The sequence below is a fragment of the Bacillus sp. AR8-1 genome, assembly GCF_008042345.1.
Taxonomy (GTDB): Bacteria; Bacillota; Bacilli; order Bacillales; family Bacillaceae_G; genus Bacillus_A; species Bacillus_A cereus.
The window spans coordinates 1-17,530 of record NZ_QNUB01000038.1 but is presented as its reverse complement, the minus strand read 5'-3'; the positions used below and the strand labels follow the sequence as shown (position 1 = coordinate 17,530).

The window sequence follows — 17,530 nt, the reverse complement described above, 5'->3', positions numbered from 1 at the left end:
CATTTAAATAGAAAAATGTTATGAGCAGAATCTTATATTTCATTACATTCACCCACTACCATATCATCAAAAAAACTGCTCTCAATCACTTTCTCCTCAAAATGAAGAACTACAATTAGCCCTACATATAAAGAAACCAAATTTAGAAACCATTCCCCATTCTCATCTTTCTTAGCTAAGCATTTAAATATCTCTTGAAATTGCATACGCTCGTCTGCAGCAACAATCGGACGCACACCAAAATATTTCAATACGAGATTCAGCTTCAACTGCACGGATAATGATAAAATATATTTTAATAGCTTCGTATACTCTGTACTATCTTTTTGACTATACAACTTCACAAGCTTTGGATGTAAATTCGAAATCGATAATTCCTCGTCAGTCACTCTAGTTACTTCTATCGTTTCAATCATCTTTTTCATATCCATCACATTCACCCCTTCTGAAAAAATTCTAAAGCCAAAGAGTACTTAATTCAAAATGTGCAATAATTGTGCGTTTCTCGTCTCTCGTTCTTCCTCACTGACTAAATCATACTTTTTTAGAAGGTGAAAAATATCATTTAATAATTTCTGCGAATGATTACCTTGTAAAAAACTCTTTAACTCTTTAAAGATCCCTTCAGGTAAAGAATTCTTTTGACTTTCGAGCTTATTCATCACATCTTCAATAGAATGATCAATGTTACACGCCATACTAAACTTCCCCCTCTATCCTCTATAAATAATATCCTCAGCTAACGATGTAAACACTTCTCCAACAAGAGAATCTTCATCATATACAGATGAACCGCTATTTTCTTCACGTTTTGCAAAAGGTACTTGTGCGATTACTTCTGTTTGCAATTGTTCTGCTAACATTTCGCCACCGCCTTTTCCGAAGAGATAATTTTTCGATCCATCTTGCTCTTCATAATAAGCCATATTTTCCACAATACCTAAAATCTCATGCTTCGTATGTTTTGCCATTACACCGACTCTTGAAGCAACGAATGAAGCTACATTGTGCGGAGTTGTAACAATTATTTCTTTCGCTTGCGGAATCATCGCTGCAACATCAATCGCAACATCTCCTGTACCTGGTGGTAAATCAAGTAATAAATAATCTAATTCTCCCCAGTGCGTATTCGCAAGGAAATTTTGAATCCATTTATTTAGCATCGGACCGCGCCACATAACTGGGTTATTTCCTTCTGTAAAAAATCCCATCGACATGATTTTAACACCGTGACTAATGACTGGAATTGCCGTTTGATCAATCATCGTTGGTTTCTTATTCGTTTCCATCATAGCTGGAATACTAAAACCATATATATCCGCATCTAATATCCCCACTTTTTTCCCCATACGAGCTAGTGCAGTTGCAAGATTAATTGTCACCGTTGATTTTCCAACTCCGCCTTTTCCGCTCGTTACAGTAATAAAACGTACTCCTGAATCCGTGCGAAGCATGCTCGGCATACCAGTTTCTGTTCTAGTATTTTTCTTTAACTTCTCTGTTAAAGCTGCACGTTCTTCTTGTGTCATAGAACCAAATGTTATCTCCACTTTAGAAGCACCAATTGCGTGAAGTGATTCTTCAATATCTTGTTGAATTTTTGCTTTTAACGGACAACCTTGGATTGTTAGTACTACTTCAAGTTTAACCTCTGTTCCGTTCATTTGTATATTTCTAACCATATTTAATTCTACAACACTTTTGTGTAACTCTGGATCCTCTACATGTTTTAATGCATTCATTATTTGTTCTTGAGTAAGCATGGAACTCATCCCTTCTCTTATTCTAATTTATATACAACATCTTCTTGACGCTTCATCTGGTGAAAAAGCTTATTACCCGCCGCTAACGGGCGGGATTAATGCGACTATATCTCCAGCCTTTATCATCTCTTCATTCATTACAAACTCCTCATTAACAGCCACCATTACTTTATCCAGCGATTGTAAACAATAGCTGACTTTGAGCCATTCTTTTAATTGCTGCACTGTCATTTCTTGCTTTTCTGAAATTACTAATCGATCCGATCCAACTTCCTCACTCAAATTTGCAAATAATAAAATTGTAATCATTTTCTCATTCTTCCTTCTTTGGTTTTCCTTCTGGATATGGTGTGTTTTCAAGTTGATCTCCAATCCACATCGTTCCATCTTCCCAAAATTCTTTTTTCCAAATTGGAACAATTCGTTTTATACGTTCAATCGCGTACTCATTCGCTTCATAAGCTACTTTACGATGCGGTGATGAAACTGCTATGACTACCGCAATATCCATTATTTCTAGCCGCCCTACACGGTGCGTAATTGCTACTTTTGCATCCGGCCATCTTTCACTAATCTCTTCACCAATTCTCATAAGTTGTTTTACTGCCATCGGTTTATATGCTTCATACTCTAAATGTAGCGTTCGTTTTCCTTTTGTTAATTCTCTCACCGTACCAATAAATGTTGTAATCGCACCTGCTTCCCTTCTTGCGACTTTATTCGTTACTTCTTCAACTAAAATCGGATTATCTACAACTTCAAATAGCGCTTGTCCCATTAGAACCACCTCTCACTTTATGAAATGTCCAAGGCCATTCACTACCTTCGTTATCTTCTAATAAAAGAACATCAACAAACATATCTTTTTTATATCCTCTTGTCCCGCCCGGCAATACGATAAACGCATTTGATTCTGCCAATGAAGAAACTGAGCTAGATTTATCAAACCCTGATGGATAAGCGATTAATTTCCCCTCATCATATTGCAATTTTGCTCGTACAAATCTTGTAAATGGATTCGGTTTTAGAAAATCTTCTCCTAATAACGCTTTTTCTCTTTTTAAATGTACTTTTTCACTAAACATATACGTCCGAATACACGGTCTTACGAATAATTCAAACCCTACATAACAAGCTGATGGATTTCCTGATAAACCAAATAATAACTTGCCATTTAATTGTGCTACAGTTGTAACACTTCCTGGTCGCATTGCAACTTTATTAAAAAGAACAGATGCACCTAACTTTTCGTAAATAGCTGGTAAATAATCATAATCTCCTACTGATACACCGCCCGTTGTAATTAACATATCTACTTGGCCAAGCGCTTCTTTCACAGCTGTAAAACACGTATTAAAATCATCACTAAACTTCCCAAAATATTTTACTCTGCCGCCCGCTCTTCGAATTTGAGACAATATCATATACGTATTACTGTTTCGGATTTTCCCTGGCTGTAATGAATCATCGACATCGAGCAATTCACTCCCAGTCGCTAACAGTCCAATTACAGGCTTTCTCGCAACTGGTACTTCACTATAACCGAATGTAGCAAGAAGAGCTGAAATACCTGGATTAATGTACGATCCTTTCTTTGCAAGAACCGTTCCTTTACGAGCATCTTCACCTTGAAAAGAAATATTGTCGCCCGTTTTGAATGATCGCTTCACTTCCATATAATTGTTGCCATTCTTCTCATATTGACGAGTCAGCTCTAACATAACAACCGCATCACAGCCATTCGGAATTTGTGCTCCCGTCATAATTCGAACTGCTTGAAACGGACCTACTTTCTCATGGAATAGCGATCCTGCACCAATTTCACCCACTACTTCAAATACAATTGGCGTTTCATAACTTGCTAAATTAGTATCTTCTGCTCGAATAGCAAATCCGTCATACGGCGAACGATTAAATGACGGTACATCATGGTCAGCTACTAAATCCTCTGCTAATATACGTCCATAAGCTAATTCAATTGGTAATAGCTCCTTTAAGCCTTTATCAGCAAATCCCATCACTTTACGAACAGCTTCTTCAACCGTAATTGGCACTCTTCTTTCCATTGTTGACACCCTCTCTATTAACCGAATACACGATAATATAGTTGTTTCGCTTTCGAAACATCATTTGTACCATGAATAAAAACACGACCATCTCGAAAAACAACCACGCGGTAATCATCGAATTGGCAAGATAGTAAATACGGATTCCGATCTACTTCCCCCAGTTTTTGTAATACTTTTTCTATATCATCAAAATTGTATTTCCTATTGTCTACTGTTCTAATTTGAACTGTATTTCTTCCGCATAAAACAGCTGCTTTCGTTTGATTTTCGTATGATAAATAAGGATAAGTTCGATTCAAACCGCATGAGAGACAAGTGTCTGTTTTTATTTTCCCTAATTTTATAAAATGATTTTGATTACTCCATATATCAAACATGAAAAATGTTTTTCTAATTGCTGAGAAATCTCCCACTAAAATTTTGAGTGCTTCTGCCACTTGATATGCTGCGACGATTTGAACAGTCGGACTAATAATTCCAGCGGTATCACATGTCACACCTGTAACAGGAATATTTTTCAGCATACAATGTAAACACGGTGTCTCTTGCGGAATAATTGTATAACTCATACCATACGATCCAACGCAAGAACCATATACCCAAGGAATATTATGTTTTTGTGATAAATCATTTATTACAAATCGAATATCAAAATTATCTGTTGCATCAATGATTACATCTACACTTTTTAATAGACCTTTCATATTTTCTGAAGTTGCATCCATTACGAAAGCATGTATTTGTACTTCCGAATTAATTTGTTCTAACCGATTTTTTGCAGCAATTGCTTTCGGCATTTTCTCTCTCGCATCTTGTTCAGAGTACAATTGTTGCCTTTGTAAATTACTCCATTCAACGTAGTCACGATCAATAATCGTCAACTTGCCAACACCTGCACGTACGAAACTTTCGGCACTTGCACTTCCTAATGCGCCTGCCCCTACAATTAACACATGTTTATTTCGAATTTTTTCTTGTCCTTTACTCCCAATTGGTTTGAACAACTGTTGTCGTGAATACCGATCAGCCATTACATACCCTTCCTCTCAAGAACTCTATTTCATATTAGAATGTTGTTTCTGATAACAAGCAAAGTAAGCAAAACCAACAAACCCAGCTCCTCCAATTACATTCCCGATAAAAACAGGAACAAAATTTTTAGCCAAATCCATCCACGTTAGATGACCAGCAAAAATAACAGCGGAAATGACAAACATATTTGCTACTACTTGCTGAAATCCAATCACTACAAATGCCATAATTGGAATCCAAATTCCGATGATTTTTCCGACAAAATCACTCGTCCCGTAAGCGAGCCAAAGAGCAAGACAAACGAGCCAATTACAACCAATTGCTAAAATTAAAGTTCTCCCAAATGATTCATGTAACTTCCCTTCCGCTATCGCTACCGTTTTATTTAAATACTCTCCCTCTGTTAATCCGCCAAGATGCCCAAAGCAATACGCAACAAAAATTGCCCCAATAAAATTCATGAGAGTAATCCAAACCCAGTTATTCAGTACACTTATCAATGTAATTTTCTTTGCATAAAGCGCCATAGACAGTGACATCATATTTCCCGTAATTAATTCTCCTCCTGCTAATACTACGAGCATGAGTCCAACAGGAAATACTGCTCCTCCTAAAACATTCACTAGACTTCCCCAGCGCTCAGGTAAATTCCCTAAAACTCGAATGTTAAGTAAAAAACCTATCGCAATAAACGCTCCTCCTAAAAAACCGAGAATAAGCATCGCTGGCAATGTCTGTCTTACTTTTTGAACACCGGCCTCAATGACAAGCTCAGCAATTTGTTCCGGCTTATGAAATGCCATTACCCATTCCTCCATTTTCTCCAAATAAAAAAGCAGCTTCAAAAAACCTCCTCAAATAAAGGTTTTTGAATGCTGCTTAATTTCTCTGCACATCTTTTACAGAGATATCAATCATCACTTTTACTATAAAATAGAAAATCCACAACTCTTGTAAATTTTCCATTTTTCACTATGAAGCTAGCTTTATATATTAACCACCGATATGTGACATTTCAATTTTAGGTATTGCTTTCTTATTTGTATGATTTAAGCGTTCATCTGAATAACGATCTTCCCTATTATTCCATATATCGCGTACTACATCTGTAATGTCCTCATCTGTATGTTCAGAACGAAGCAATTCTCTTAAATCATTTCCTTTAGAAGCAAATAAGCAAGTATATAATTTTCCTTCTGCAGAAATACGAGCTCTCGTACATGATGAGCAAAAAGAATCTGTTACTGATGAAATAATACCTATTTCCTCATCGCTTCCTATATAACGATACCTAGTAGCCACTTCACCAGAATAATTTGCTTCTATCCGTTCTAACGGCATAACTTGATGAATCGTATCTACTATTTCTTGTTTGGAAATAACTTCACCTAACTCCCAGCCATTATAATTCCCAACATCCATATACTCAATAAACCGAAGAATATGCTTATTTTCTTTAAAGTATTGCGCCATCTGCAAAATATCTTGTTCATTTTTCCCTTTTTGAACGACCATATTTATTTTAATTTTCATACCAACTTCAGCAGCAGCCTGTATTCCTTCCAGAACCCTTTGCACTTTGCTCCTATTACCATTTAAATAGAAAAACCGATCTTCTTCCAAGGAATCTAAGCTAACTGTTACACGTGATAGTCCCGCCTTATATAAATCAGGAGCAAACTTTTTAAGTAACGATCCATTGGTTGTTAAACCGATATCTTCTACACCATCAATTTTATTAAGGCGCTCAATAAGCTTTGGAAGACCTCTTCGAAGTAACGGTTCTCCGCCCGTAATTCGTAACTTTCTTACACCTAAAGAAACAAAAATACGTGTTATCCTTTCAATCTCATCAAAAGATAAAATTTTATCATTAGACAAAAACGAGTAATCAGGACCAAATATTTCTTCTGGCATACAATATCGGCAGCGAAAATTACAGCGATCAGTAACTGAAATACGTAAATCCTTTAACGGACGTTGCAACTTGTCTAATGTAACTGATTTCATCTTCATTGCCTCACTTTTATTTTATATTTAAAACACGTTCTGGATGGGTATATACATTTAAGGAGTGATTACGAATAAATCCTATTGTCGTAATACCTAAATCTTCCGCTAGTTGCAAAGCTAACTCAGTTGGAGCTGATTTTGATAGTATAATTTCACAACCGATTTTTGCAACTTTCAATAATATTTCCGAAGAAATACGACCACTAAAAACAATGATTTTATCTTTTATAGAAATATCGTTTCTTAAACAATAACCGTAAATTTTGTCTAGTGCATTATGCCTACCAATATCCATTCGGCTTAAAATAATACCATTCACATCACATAAAGCTGCATTATGAACCCCACCAGTATGATGAAACGTATCCGCAGATTGCTGCATTTCTTTCATTAACCGAAAACAATCCTCTGCCGTAACCTGTACATGGACACCCTTCATTTTTTTTGCACTTAGTGCATCATTTGCAAAAATAAACCCTTGCCTACTCATACCACAACAAGACGTAATATAGCGTTTATTTTGCATTTGTTCATAATACGGATTTACTTTTGTCGTTGTTACATGCACAAAGCCTTCTTTCTCCTGCACCCATACACTATCAATATCTTCATACTTCCGAATGATTCCTTCAGACGCTAAGAAGCCTATTACCATATCTTCTATATATTCTGGAGTACTAACCATTGTAACAAACTCCTGTCCGTTCATTTTAATGGTGACAGGAAACTCTGTTACAATGCTGTCCTCTATGTGCTTAAATGCTCCCTGTTCATAACGAAAGATTTCTCTTTCTACCTGTATCGGTTTCACGATCAGTATCCTTCTCTCACGTTATATTTTTATCAAAAACAAATACAGAAACTGCAATATCTTCTTCTACTTTCATATCTGAAAACAAATTCACTAATTTCGCTCCAACAAGTTCCTCCAAATGTTCACGGGAATTCGCAGCATACACTTCTTGAATCATTTTCGTTCTAGCCATATGAACCATTTCCGCACCGTCCATCGTACTTGAAATAAATTTTTCAGTAGGTGTTAAGTTTCCATAAAGAGTCGCTATAGCCATATTTTCCGCAAAAACAGTATGAATTCGTTCTGGTCCTTTTCCGAAAAGTTCCTTTCGAAGTTTTCGGATCATATCATTAAATTCATGTACTTTTTTTGACATACAATTATACCTCCCAAAAGCCTCATTTTACTTTATTATATATTTTACCAAAATGAGCCTTCCGCCCAAACTATTTCCTACAAATATTTGGGCGGAAAGGTTCACTTCATGAAGTTTATTCGTCTTTTAACCCTTTCCCCATTCCTTTTAAGAAATGAAGCCCAAACCCGATAGCGCGGTTAATATCTGGGTCTTTCAATACTTTCATAAGATCGAATACCCCTACTTTTTTATTACTTTCTAGATGTTCATTACCTTCTTCTAGCCCGACTAATAAACTACCTATAAGCTTTTTCGTAAGTTCTGGGTCAAGTTCAGTTAACGCACCTGCAGCACCCATCATATTATTAATTAAATTTGTAACAGGCTCACGAGTTACTTGACCTAGAACAATCTTTGCAATTGGTTCTTTCGCTTTCAGCATAGAATTTGCAGCTTCTAGCATTCCAATGTCATTTAATTCCCCTACTATATTAAACATCTGATTTAGAGCTTCTTCATTATTTGTTAAAAGCTCCTTTAAATCATCTAATTTTTGCTGTTTTATTTCTTCCTCAGTTAATTCTTGTTTTTGAATCATTTTTATAGGTGCAGCCATAGTTTTCTCCTCCTACTTATCCGTTAAATGCACATACCCTGGACGTGCCCACTTACGATGTACCTCAATTCCAGCTTGAGGGTGACGTTTTTTATTGCGTGGGTTCGCTTTTGGCATCGGATTTTCGCCATCAACTTCTAACACTTTCATACGCACTTTCGTTTGTTTATACGCAGGTGTATTCGTACGTACATCCACAGCAGGACCTGTTAAGAAATTAATTGCCGTTTCGTTATCTGTAGAGTTCATCGGTAAATATAACTCATTCGCTTTTACACGATCTGTAACGAGTGCACGTAATTTTAATGCTCCAAAAGGAGAGACAAGACGAACTAACGAACCCGTTTTTACGCCACGTTCTTTTGCAAGGTCTGGAGAGATTTCAACGAAAACACCAGGTACTTTCGTTTGGATACCTGTTGATTTATTTGTCATATTCCCTTCATGGAAATGCTCAAGCATACGACCGTTGTTAATGTGAAGGTCGAACTCCGCTGGAAATTCAGCTGGACGTACCCAGTCAGCAATCGCAAAACGAGCTTTTTTATCTGGGAAGTTAAATCCATCTTGGAACAGAAGTGGTGTATTTGTTCCATCAAAACTTCCCCAATGGAAACTGTTCCATCCTTCAAGCACTTCATAGTTCGCTTGCGAGAATAATGGTGATAAACTTGCCATTTCAGCAAAGATTTCACTTGGGTGGCTATAATTCCAGTTTGCCCCTAGTTTATTCGCAACCTCCTGGACGATCCACCAGTCTGGTTTCGCATCTCCTAACGTAGGAAGAACTTGATATAATCTTTGGACACGGCGCTCTGTATTTGTGAAAGTACCTTCTTTCTCAAGAGATGGCGCTGCTGGTAATACAACATCTGCATATTGAGCAGTTTTAGAAAGGAAAACATCTTGCACAACGAAGAAATCAAGGCTCGACAACACTTCATGTACATGATTCGCATTAGAATCTACAAGAGCCATATCTTCTCCGACAAGATACATTGCTTTCATTTTTCCTTCGTCAATTGCGTGAAGCATTTCAATATTATTAAGACCTGGTTCACTATCAATTTTCACTCCGTAAGCAGTTTCAAATTTCGCACGTTCCATTTCGTTAGTAACGTGCTGATATCCTGGAAGCCATCCTGGTAAAGTACCCATATCACAAGCACCTTGTACGTTATTGTGACCTCGAAGTGGGTATGCACCTGCTCCTGGACGACGATAGTTCCCTGTTGCAAGAAGTAAGTTTGAAATTGCAGCGGAAGTATCAGAACCACCTGTATTTTGCGTTACCCCCATACCCCAAAGGATACATGTACCATCTGCATCACGAATCATTTCAGCCATTTGAATAAGTGTTTCTTTTGAAATACCTGTTACTTCTTCTGCATATGCAAGTGTATATTCTTCTAGACTTTCTTTGAAATCTTCAAAGAAGTTTACATTCTCATTAATAAATTCCTGATCATGCCAACCTCGATCAATCATATATTTTGTAACAGCCATTAACCAAACTTGATCTGTTCCTTGTTTTGGACTAATAAAGACATCTGATCGCTCTGCCATTTCTGTTTTACGAAGATCAGCTACAATTAACTTTTGTCCGTGTAATTTATGTGCACGTTTAATACGTGTAGCTAAAACAGGATGACCTTCTGTCGGATTACATCCTACAATAATAACAAGACCAGATTGCGCAATATCTTTAATCGTTCCTGCATCACCGCCCATACCAATTGTACGGAACAAACCATCCGTTGCTGGTGATTGGCAATAACGTGAGCAGTTATCAATATTATTCGTTCCAAATACTTGTCGAGCTAATTTTTGAATTACATAATTATCTTCATTTGTAATTTTAGAGGAAGAAATAAATCCGATAGAACCTTTACCGTACTCTTCTTTAATAGTACCTAATTTATTTGCAACTACATTCAGTGCTTCTTCCCATGTAGATTCAACAAACGTTCCATTTTTACGAATTAAAGGTTTTGTAATTCGTTCTTTAGAATTTACGAAATCCCAACCAAATTTCCCTTTTACACAAGTGGAAATTGCGTTAACTGGTGCATCTGAAGATGGCTGTACTTTAAGGATTTTACGCCCCTTCGTCCACACTTCAAACGAACAACCTACACCACAAAATGTACATACTGTTTTCGTTTTCTTCGTACGAGTATCACGCATGGCCGCTTCCACTTCTGATACCGCAAAAATACCGCTATATCCAGGCTCAACTTCTTTAATTAAATCTACCATCGGTTCAAGAATATCTGGTTTTAATCCCGTCATAAATCCAGCTTCACCGAGCATCGTTTTCTCCATTAAAGCGTTACAAGGGCAAATCGTTACACATTGACCACAGCTAACGCATGAAGAATCATTAATATTTACTCCTTCATCCCAAATAACTCGTGGGCGTTCCGCTTCCCAGTCTATCGATAACGTTTCATTTACTTGTAAGTTTTGACACACCTCAACGCATTGACCGCATGCAATACATTGATTAGGGTCATAGCGATAAAACGGATGCGTCATATCAACTTCACTTACATCTACTTTCGGTTCATAAGGATATTTTTGATGTTCAATTTCCATTAATTCTGCTGTATTATGCAGTTTACAGTTCCCATTGTTGTTGTCACATACTGTACAGTATAATAAATGATTTTCTAGTAACCGATCCATCGCCTCTGTTTGTGCTTCTTTTGCGCGAACAGAAGCACGTTCAATGTCCATACCTTCCGTTGCTATCGTCGAACAAGAACGCATTAACTTTCCGTCAACTTCTACAATACAAGTGTCACATGTTTGAATAGGATCTACTTCTGGCACGTAACAAATTTGCGGATGTTCAATCCCGTTCTCATTAATAACACCCAATATCGTTGAACCAGGCTCCGCTGTATACTTTTTTCCGTCAATTGTAATATGAACCATGTTGTCATTCATGGTCTCTCCCCCTTTTTGAGAATAAAAAAACTCCACCACGAAAATATACGCACCACATTTTGGGCACGCTATCATCATGGTGGAGTAGTTTATTAGCACATCTTGCTAAAATACCAATCCATTTATTCATAAATAAAACGATAGATTCATAACAGGTCATATCACGATTCCATCTTTAACACTATAATTATAGCGTTAAATGTACAAATATACAATATAAATTTTAAACTGCGCATATGTCTGTATGTAACTATCCATAATAACCCATATAAAGTTCAACGAGGAATAAGGTGAATATATGGGATCTTTTCGAAAATGGATAAGGGGCGAAAAATCTTTCTCTACTCATGAGCAATCTGAAACTGTATTAAATAAAGAAATTTCTTCCTCCATGCCGCTTAATCTTAAACACTTATCCAAATTATTTAGTGGTATTCCAGAATTAATTACACGCACTTTCCCGTTAAAAAACGGAAAAGAAGCTGCTCTTATATATATGGAAGGACTTGTAGATAAAACTGTTATTAATGTAGATATTCTTCGTCCTCTCTTATTTAAAGAATGGAATGAAGATGATTTTTGGGAATCTTCTGTTTCTATAGGGAATATTAAAAAAGTTCAGAAGTGGATAGACATTGAGCAATCTCTCTTACATGGCAAAAGTATTTTATTTATAAACGGGCAATTATCAGCTTTAGAACTAGATACGCAAGCGGCGCCAAAAAGGAGTATTGAAGAACCTACAACAGAGACTTCCATAAAAAGCTCACACGAAGGATTTAATGAAGTGGCAAGTGATAGTATCGCACTTATTCGTCGCTATATTCCAAATCGCGAATTAAAAGTGAAGGAATTCACTGTTGGCGAACGAGCAACCTCTAAAGTTTTTTTACTTTATCTTGCAGATGTTGCAAACGAAGATGTTGTACAAGATATGGCATGCCGCATTGAATCAATCAAAGTAGATGCTATTCTTACTACCGGTGAATTAGAAGGATTTGTTGAAGATAATTCCTATACTCTCTTCCCACAATTGTCTATCACTGAACGTCCTGACACAACGGCACATCATATTTTGAATGGGCGAATTGCTGTTGTTGTAGATCGCTCACCAGGCGTATTAATAGGACCTATGACCTTTTCATCCTTCTTTCAGACGATAGATGATTACAGCTTCAGACCTATGATTCCATCTTTTATACGACTCCTTCGTTTCACTGGGCTATTTATTGCAATATTTGCTCCTGCTCTTTATATTGCTATGATTTCCTTCCATTATGAAGTGATTCCGCTCAAATTGTTGTTAACGATTGGAGAATCTCGAGCCAAAATTCCTTTCCCTCCCATATTAGAAGCTTTATTAATGGAATTAGTTCTCGAAATGCTCCGAGAAGCAGCGATTCGGCTTCCTGGGCCTGTTGGACAAACAATCGGCGTCGTAGGAGGAATTGTAATTGGACAAGCTGCGGTTCAAGCTGGGATTGTGAGTAACGTTATGGTTATCGTCGTATCAATTACTGCGGTTGCCTCCTTCATTATTCCTAACTTAGAAATGTCAGCAGGAATTCGGCTTCTTCGATTCCCAATGATGATAGCCGCCTCTTTATTTGGCGTCATTGGAATTATGGTTGGAATGGCAATCATTATCATCCATATTCTTTCTATGGAATCACTTGGTGTACCATATGGTAGTCCTTTTTCTCCGTCATATGCTTCGGATTTAAAAGATACCCTTATACGTTTCCCATGGAAAATTATGAAGAAACGGCCACTATCTCTACAATTAAAACAAGATAACCGGCAAAGAGATGTTAAAGAAAAGGAGGAGAATTAGTGACAAAACGTGCAAAGAGGGAGATCACTTTATTTCAATACATTTTAACGATTAGTGGTGTTCAAGTCGGATTCGGCGTACTTACACTTCCGCGTGAAGTTGCACAAGGAGCGAATACAGATGGCTGGATGTCTATTATTATCGGATGTGTCATTACTACTTTAGTCAGTCTATGTATTGTAAAAATCATGGAAAAACATCCAGGATATACTTTACTTGATGTGCTGATACGCTATCTTGGAAAATGGCTAGGAAGAGTAGTAATGATTTTTTGGATTTTATATGCTGTACTCGCAGCTGTTTCCTTAATTTTTTCCCTCTTATACGTTATTCATATTTGGATTTTACCTAGATCTCCTATGTCTTTAATTATGATTTTGCTATCTATTCCAATGCTTATGCTTGCATGTAAAGGAGCACTTATTATTAGTCGTTTTGCTGTTTTCACTGTCATCTTTACACTTTGGATGCCATTATTATTATTTATTCCTCTTAAAGATGGGCATTTTATATATCTTCTTCCTCTTATCAAGGAAGGATGGCTACCAATTATAAACACCGTAAAATCAACTATCATTGCGTTTCTCGGATTCGAGTTTGCGTTTGTCCTTTATCCTTATTTAACTAACAAAGCATCTGCAAAAAAAGGAATTGTTATTGCAAATTTGATTACGTTATTTATTTATCTTCAAATCACGTTCGTTTCTTTTATTTATTTTAGTCCAGATGGTATAACAAAGTTTTTATGGCCAACTCTTTCTCTTGTTACACCGTTTCATTTCTCATTTCTTGAGCGGTTTGAAATTATCTTTTTGTCATTTTATCTCTTTATTATTTTTGATTCCTGTATTCCTTATATTTTTACTGCTTCAGATGGTATTAATCAATTACTTAACAAAAAAGGCAGTTCATTACCTATTTATTTTTTATTATTCGGGTGTATTTTCATCTTATTCTTTTATATCCCTTCTTCTTATCAGATAAGTTCGTTGCGGGAATTTTGGGGAACTGCTAGTTATTTTATCGTTTTTCTATTCCCAGTTGTATTTCTCTTATACATGACACTTTATCAGCATTGGAAAAGGAGAAAAGTTTAAATGAGACGCTTTATTCATTTTATTATATTTTGTTTTCTCATAATTTTTTTAGCAGGTTGTGAAGATCGGCTTGATTTAGAAAAACAATCCATCTCATTAATTTACGGTTTTGACGCAAAAGCAAAAGGAAAATTAATTGTGTATCACGTAAACCCTATTTTCAATGAAGATGTAGAGAAAAAGTACGAAATTCATGAAGCGAAAGTACATACACCCCGAGAAGCAAAAGATACGTTTAACAGTTCAAGCAGCGGTTTAGTGTCCACAGAAAAGTTACAGCTTATATTGTTTAGCACGAATTTTTTAAAACAAGAAGGAGCTATGCCTTATCTGGATGTTTGGTATCGCGACCCTAAAAATACAGGGAATATGCGCATGGTTGCAGTAGATGGCCCCATTTCTTCTGTTATATATAATAATTTCAAAGATAAGCCTGCTCTTCCTGAATATTTAACAGATTTAATTAATACGAACAAACTATACAATCGGACCGTGTTTACGACATTCCATGAATTTCATAGACAAACTTTTAATAAAGGCGTAACTCCTGCTATTTCAGAAATAAAAAAAGGGAAGAAAGATGTTATTGTTACCGGTTCGGCACTATTAACCTCTCGTGGAACTTATAAGATGTCTTTAAATCGCTACGAAAGTGCCCTTCTTCTTATGGTGCAAAAGAAAGCTAATATACCCGTTTCACTTACAATGAAAATCCCCTCTAATTTAGTTGAAAGTAATAGCCATCTAAAAGATACAAAAGGCGACGATTTTATAACAATAAATGTTCTTAGTATGAGTCATGATATCGGTACAGACTATAGCGATAACCGCTTCAAATTTAATATTAAAATGGATTTAAAAATTGCCGTATCTGAACTTACATTCAACATGGATATAGAAAATGATAGAAAAAAATTAACTTCTCTTATTACAAAACAACTAAACAATGATTTAAACGATTTAATCCACAAAATTCAAAAACAGCAGCTTGATCCATTCGGATTTGGTGATTATGCGAGAGCGTTTCAATATGAAGAATGGAAACAAGTTGAAGATGATTGGCCAAGTTCCTTTTCAAAAGCTAATGTGAAAGTGGCACCAACTATTAAAATTTTAGAAAATGGGATTATTAAATAGAAAAAACACGCTACTTGTTCTTATATGAATAAGTAGCGTGTTTTCATTTCCATTACAAGTATTATTTCAATGGACTATACTCTATTTCCATTTCTAACATTACTATGTTTTTTAGCATATACAAAATATATGAAAACGCCTATTATAATCCATGCCACAAAACTAATTAAAGTAAGCTTAGAAAGGTTCAAAGCCAAATATATACAACTTACTATTGAAACGATAGGTAAAAAAGGTACTAGAGGGGCACGGAATGGCCTCTTCATATCAGGATGCGTCTTTCTTAATACAATGACAGCTATAGATACAAACACAAATGCTGTTATCGTTCCCATATTCACTAAATTAGCTAATAAATTCAAATCCACTAATCCCGCTAATAAAGCTGCTAGTATACCTGTAACCCACGTATTAAAAAATGGAGTTTGTAAACGTTTATGGACACTTGAAAGTCTTTTTGGTAACAGTCCATCTCGACTCATCGAGTAAGATACACGAACAAATGCAAACATAGCTACTAACAGAACTGTTGTTAGCCCCGCTATCGCTCCCACCGATAACAACCCAGCAATTCTATCTTCTCCTACAGTGCGCAACGCATATGCAACCGGATCAGCAACATTTAATTCCGTAAACGGAACCATTCCAGTTAGCACGAATGAAACACCTACATATAGAACGGTACAAATGAACAAGGAAACAAGTAGCCCAATTGGCACGTTACGTTGTGGACGCTTCACTTCCTCTGCGGCTGTTGCAACTGCATCAAATCCTAAAAAAGCAAAAAATACAGTAGCAGCGCCCCCTACCACACCGTGAAAACCAAACGGTAGAAATGGTTGCCAATTCTCTGGTCTTACATATTGTGTCCCTACAACAATAAATCCTACAATAACAGCCAGTTTAATAATAACCATTATATTATTAATTCGTGCACTTTCTTTCGCACCACGGCTTAATAAAAATGTAACAACTAAAATAATAAGAACTGCTGGTAAATCAATGATTCCACCCTTCCCCATTCCTGGTGCCGAAGCAAAAACCGTAGGAATGTGAATATTAAAACCTAGTAGCAATGACTGAAAATATGCTGACCAGCCTGCTGCAACCGCAGAAGTCGCTAATAAATACTCCAGCATAACACACCAGCCAACTATAAATGCAAAAATCTCACCTAGTGTCATATATGTATATGAATATACACTTCCCGAAACTGGAACTGTAGATGCAAATTCAGCATAACAGAAAGCTACACATGCACATATAATTGCCGCTAATACAAAAGATAATACAATCGCCGGACCAGCATGTTTCGCTGCTACAATACCAGTTAATACGAAAATACCTGTACCAATAATTGCTCCAATACCTAAAAGAGTTAAATCAATCGCTCCTAAAGTTTGATTCAATACTTTTTTCTTTTCTTCATCCATTGCTTTCTTTATGAAAAGACTCATTCTTTGAAACCTCTTTTTCAAGTTTATCTCTTACTTGTTACATTCTTTATTACTGTTCTATTTTAAAAATAAAAATATACATAGTTCACTTCCCCTATAGACTTAGTAACCCACCTCATAAAAAACAGAAAATTCAATCTCTTTATACCGTATTGAATTTTCAAAATATTAATCATACCAAAAAACCATTAAGAATGCTGATTGAATTTATCATACAATTAATTATATTGTCAATAATAAATCACTCAAAAATAATCGGTTGATTATGTATCAAATGTTATTTTTATACATAATTATTTTCTTAAAAACATTGTTGTTTTCCACCTTAATATTCATATTCATTTTATTACATTGATTTTCATTACATACAATGTAATGAAAATCATAATAACCTCAAATTAATTAT

General features: G+C 36.0%; 17 protein-coding genes. 3 read left to right on the top strand and 14 right to left on the bottom strand.

Annotated features, from left to right (window positions below; translation table 11 throughout):
- Positions 1-32: 32 nt before the first annotated feature.
- The 13 genes from DN400_RS22800 to fdhF form a co-directional block, all read right to left on the bottom strand.
- Positions 33-431, bottom strand: a complete 399-nt coding sequence (locus DN400_RS22800; RefSeq protein ID WP_000367304.1) for a hypothetical protein — start codon at positions 429-431, stop codon at positions 33-35.
- A 42-nt stretch (positions 432-473) separates the two neighbouring features.
- Positions 474-698 (bottom strand): hypothetical protein, encoded by a 225-nt coding sequence (locus tag DN400_RS22795; RefSeq protein WP_000752378.1) that lies wholly within the window; start codon positions 696-698, stop codon positions 474-476.
- Positions 699-713: 15 nt separating this feature from the next.
- The gene (locus DN400_RS22790; protein WP_086387193.1) at positions 714-1,763 is read right to left on the bottom strand and encodes a P-loop NTPase; all 1,050 of its coding nucleotides are present in this window, start codon (positions 1,761-1,763) and stop codon (positions 714-716) included.
- 72 nt (positions 1,764-1,835) lie between these two features.
- Complete coding sequence (gene moaD / locus DN400_RS22785) at positions 1,836-2,072, bottom strand: molybdopterin converting factor subunit 1 (RefSeq protein ID WP_061660590.1); 237 nt, start codon at positions 2,070-2,072, stop codon at positions 1,836-1,838.
- A 4-nt stretch (positions 2,073-2,076) separates the two neighbouring features.
- On the bottom strand, positions 2,077-2,541 hold the full coding sequence (gene moaE / locus DN400_RS22780; RefSeq protein ID WP_098015674.1) for a molybdopterin synthase catalytic subunit MoaE: 465 nt from the start codon (positions 2,539-2,541) through the stop codon (positions 2,077-2,079).
- Positions 2,522-3,829 (bottom strand): molybdopterin molybdotransferase MoeA, encoded by a 1,308-nt coding sequence (locus DN400_RS22775; protein WP_000442198.1) that lies wholly within the window; start codon positions 3,827-3,829, stop codon positions 2,522-2,524. The genes moaE and DN400_RS22775 overlap by 20 nt, the downstream gene beginning before the upstream one ends.
- Before the next feature lie 17 nt (positions 3,830-3,846).
- Positions 3,847-4,863, bottom strand: a complete 1,017-nt coding sequence (locus tag DN400_RS22770) for a molybdopterin-synthase adenylyltransferase MoeB (protein WP_098015675.1) — start codon at positions 4,861-4,863, stop codon at positions 3,847-3,849.
- A 24-nt stretch (positions 4,864-4,887) separates the two neighbouring features.
- The gene (locus DN400_RS22765) at positions 4,888-5,667 is read right to left on the bottom strand and encodes a formate channel (RefSeq protein ID WP_000863998.1); all 780 of its coding nucleotides are present in this window, start codon (positions 5,665-5,667) and stop codon (positions 4,888-4,890) included.
- A 190-nt stretch (positions 5,668-5,857) separates the two neighbouring features.
- Complete coding sequence (moaA, locus tag DN400_RS22760; protein ID WP_000844119.1) at positions 5,858-6,874, bottom strand: GTP 3',8-cyclase MoaA; 1,017 nt, start codon at positions 6,872-6,874, stop codon at positions 5,858-5,860.
- Between the two features lie 16 nt (positions 6,875-6,890).
- Complete coding sequence (gene fdhD, locus DN400_RS22755; RefSeq protein WP_000802685.1) at positions 6,891-7,688, bottom strand: formate dehydrogenase accessory sulfurtransferase FdhD; 798 nt, start codon at positions 7,686-7,688, stop codon at positions 6,891-6,893.
- A 16-nt stretch (positions 7,689-7,704) separates the two neighbouring features.
- Positions 7,705-8,049: a Na-translocating system protein MpsC family protein gene (locus tag DN400_RS22750; protein ID WP_000039582.1), complete on the bottom strand. Its 345-nt coding sequence runs from the start codon at positions 8,047-8,049 to the stop codon at positions 7,705-7,707.
- Positions 8,050-8,164: 115 nt separating this feature from the next.
- Positions 8,165-8,647, bottom strand: a complete 483-nt coding sequence (locus DN400_RS22745) for a helical membrane plugin domain-containing protein (RefSeq protein ID WP_000729897.1) — start codon at positions 8,645-8,647, stop codon at positions 8,165-8,167.
- Between the two features lie 12 nt (positions 8,648-8,659).
- Complete coding sequence (gene fdhF, locus DN400_RS22740) at positions 8,660-11,599, bottom strand: formate dehydrogenase subunit alpha (RefSeq protein WP_000999397.1); 2,940 nt, start codon at positions 11,597-11,599, stop codon at positions 8,660-8,662.
- Between the two features lie 298 nt (positions 11,600-11,897).
- Here fdhF and DN400_RS22735 point away from each other — a divergent pair, with 298 nt between their 5' ends.
- The 3 genes from DN400_RS22735 to DN400_RS22725 are packed head-to-tail and all read left to right on the top strand — an operon-like array spanning position 11,898 to position 15,667.
- The gene (locus DN400_RS22735; protein ID WP_065229181.1) at positions 11,898-13,433 is read left to right on the top strand and encodes a spore germination protein; all 1,536 of its coding nucleotides are present in this window, start codon (positions 11,898-11,900) and stop codon (positions 13,431-13,433) included.
- The gene (locus DN400_RS22730) at positions 13,433-14,530 is read left to right on the top strand and encodes an endospore germination permease (protein ID WP_000166524.1); all 1,098 of its coding nucleotides are present in this window, start codon (positions 13,433-13,435) and stop codon (positions 14,528-14,530) included. The genes DN400_RS22735 and DN400_RS22730 overlap by 1 nt, the downstream gene beginning before the upstream one ends.
- Positions 14,531-15,667: a Ger(x)C family spore germination protein gene (locus tag DN400_RS22725; protein ID WP_071714656.1), complete on the top strand. Its 1,137-nt coding sequence runs from the start codon at positions 14,531-14,533 to the stop codon at positions 15,665-15,667.
- A gap of 74 nt (positions 15,668-15,741) precedes the next feature.
- On the opposite strand, the gene DN400_RS22720 is transcribed toward DN400_RS22725, so the two are convergent.
- Positions 15,742-17,124, bottom strand: a complete 1,383-nt coding sequence (locus DN400_RS22720; RefSeq protein WP_000051664.1) for an APC family permease — start codon at positions 17,122-17,124, stop codon at positions 15,742-15,744.
- Positions 17,125-17,530: the final 406 nt, after the last annotated feature.

What these genes read in the sequence shown, in the direction of transcription:
- DN400_RS22735 (WP_065229181.1), top strand. Translation starts at nt 11,898, where the DNA reads ATGGGATCTTTTCGAAAATGGATAAGGGGCGAAAAATCTTTCTCTACT.
- DN400_RS22745 (WP_000729897.1), bottom strand. Translation starts at nt 8,647, where the DNA reads ATGGCTGCACCTATAAAAATGATTCAAAAACAAGAATTAACTGAGGAA.
- fdhF (WP_000999397.1), bottom strand. Translation starts at nt 11,599, where the DNA reads ATGAATGACAACATGGTTCATATTACAATTGACGGAAAAAAGTATACA.
- DN400_RS22720 (WP_000051664.1), bottom strand. Translation starts at nt 17,124, where the DNA reads ATGAGTCTTTTCATAAAGAAAGCAATGGATGAAGAAAAGAAAAAAGTA.
- moaA (WP_000844119.1), bottom strand. Translation starts at nt 6,874, where the DNA reads ATGAAATCAGTTACATTAGACAAGTTGCAACGTCCGTTAAAGGATTTA.
- moaE (WP_098015674.1), bottom strand. Translation starts at nt 2,541, where the DNA reads ATGGGACAAGCGCTATTTGAAGTTGTAGATAATCCGATTTTAGTTGAA.
- DN400_RS22765 (WP_000863998.1), bottom strand. Translation starts at nt 5,667, where the DNA reads ATGGCATTTCATAAGCCGGAACAAATTGCTGAGCTTGTCATTGAGGCC.
- DN400_RS22795 (WP_000752378.1), bottom strand. Translation starts at nt 698, where the DNA reads ATGGCGTGTAACATTGATCATTCTATTGAAGATGTGATGAATAAGCTC.
- DN400_RS22775 (WP_000442198.1), bottom strand. Translation starts at nt 3,829, where the DNA reads ATGGAAAGAAGAGTGCCAATTACGGTTGAAGAAGCTGTTCGTAAAGTG.
- DN400_RS22725 (WP_071714656.1), top strand. Translation starts at nt 14,531, where the DNA reads ATGAGACGCTTTATTCATTTTATTATATTTTGTTTTCTCATAATTTTT.
- DN400_RS22800 (WP_000367304.1), bottom strand. Translation starts at nt 431, where the DNA reads ATGGATATGAAAAAGATGATTGAAACGATAGAAGTAACTAGAGTGACT.
- DN400_RS22770 (WP_098015675.1), bottom strand. Translation starts at nt 4,863, where the DNA reads ATGGCTGATCGGTATTCACGACAACAGTTGTTCAAACCAATTGGGAGT.
- DN400_RS22790 (WP_086387193.1), bottom strand. Translation starts at nt 1,763, where the DNA reads ATGCTTACTCAAGAACAAATAATGAATGCATTAAAACATGTAGAGGAT.
- moaD (WP_061660590.1), bottom strand. Translation starts at nt 2,072, where the DNA reads ATGATTACAATTTTATTATTTGCAAATTTGAGTGAGGAAGTTGGATCG.
- DN400_RS22750 (WP_000039582.1), bottom strand. Translation starts at nt 8,049, where the DNA reads ATGTCAAAAAAAGTACATGAATTTAATGATATGATCCGAAAACTTCGA.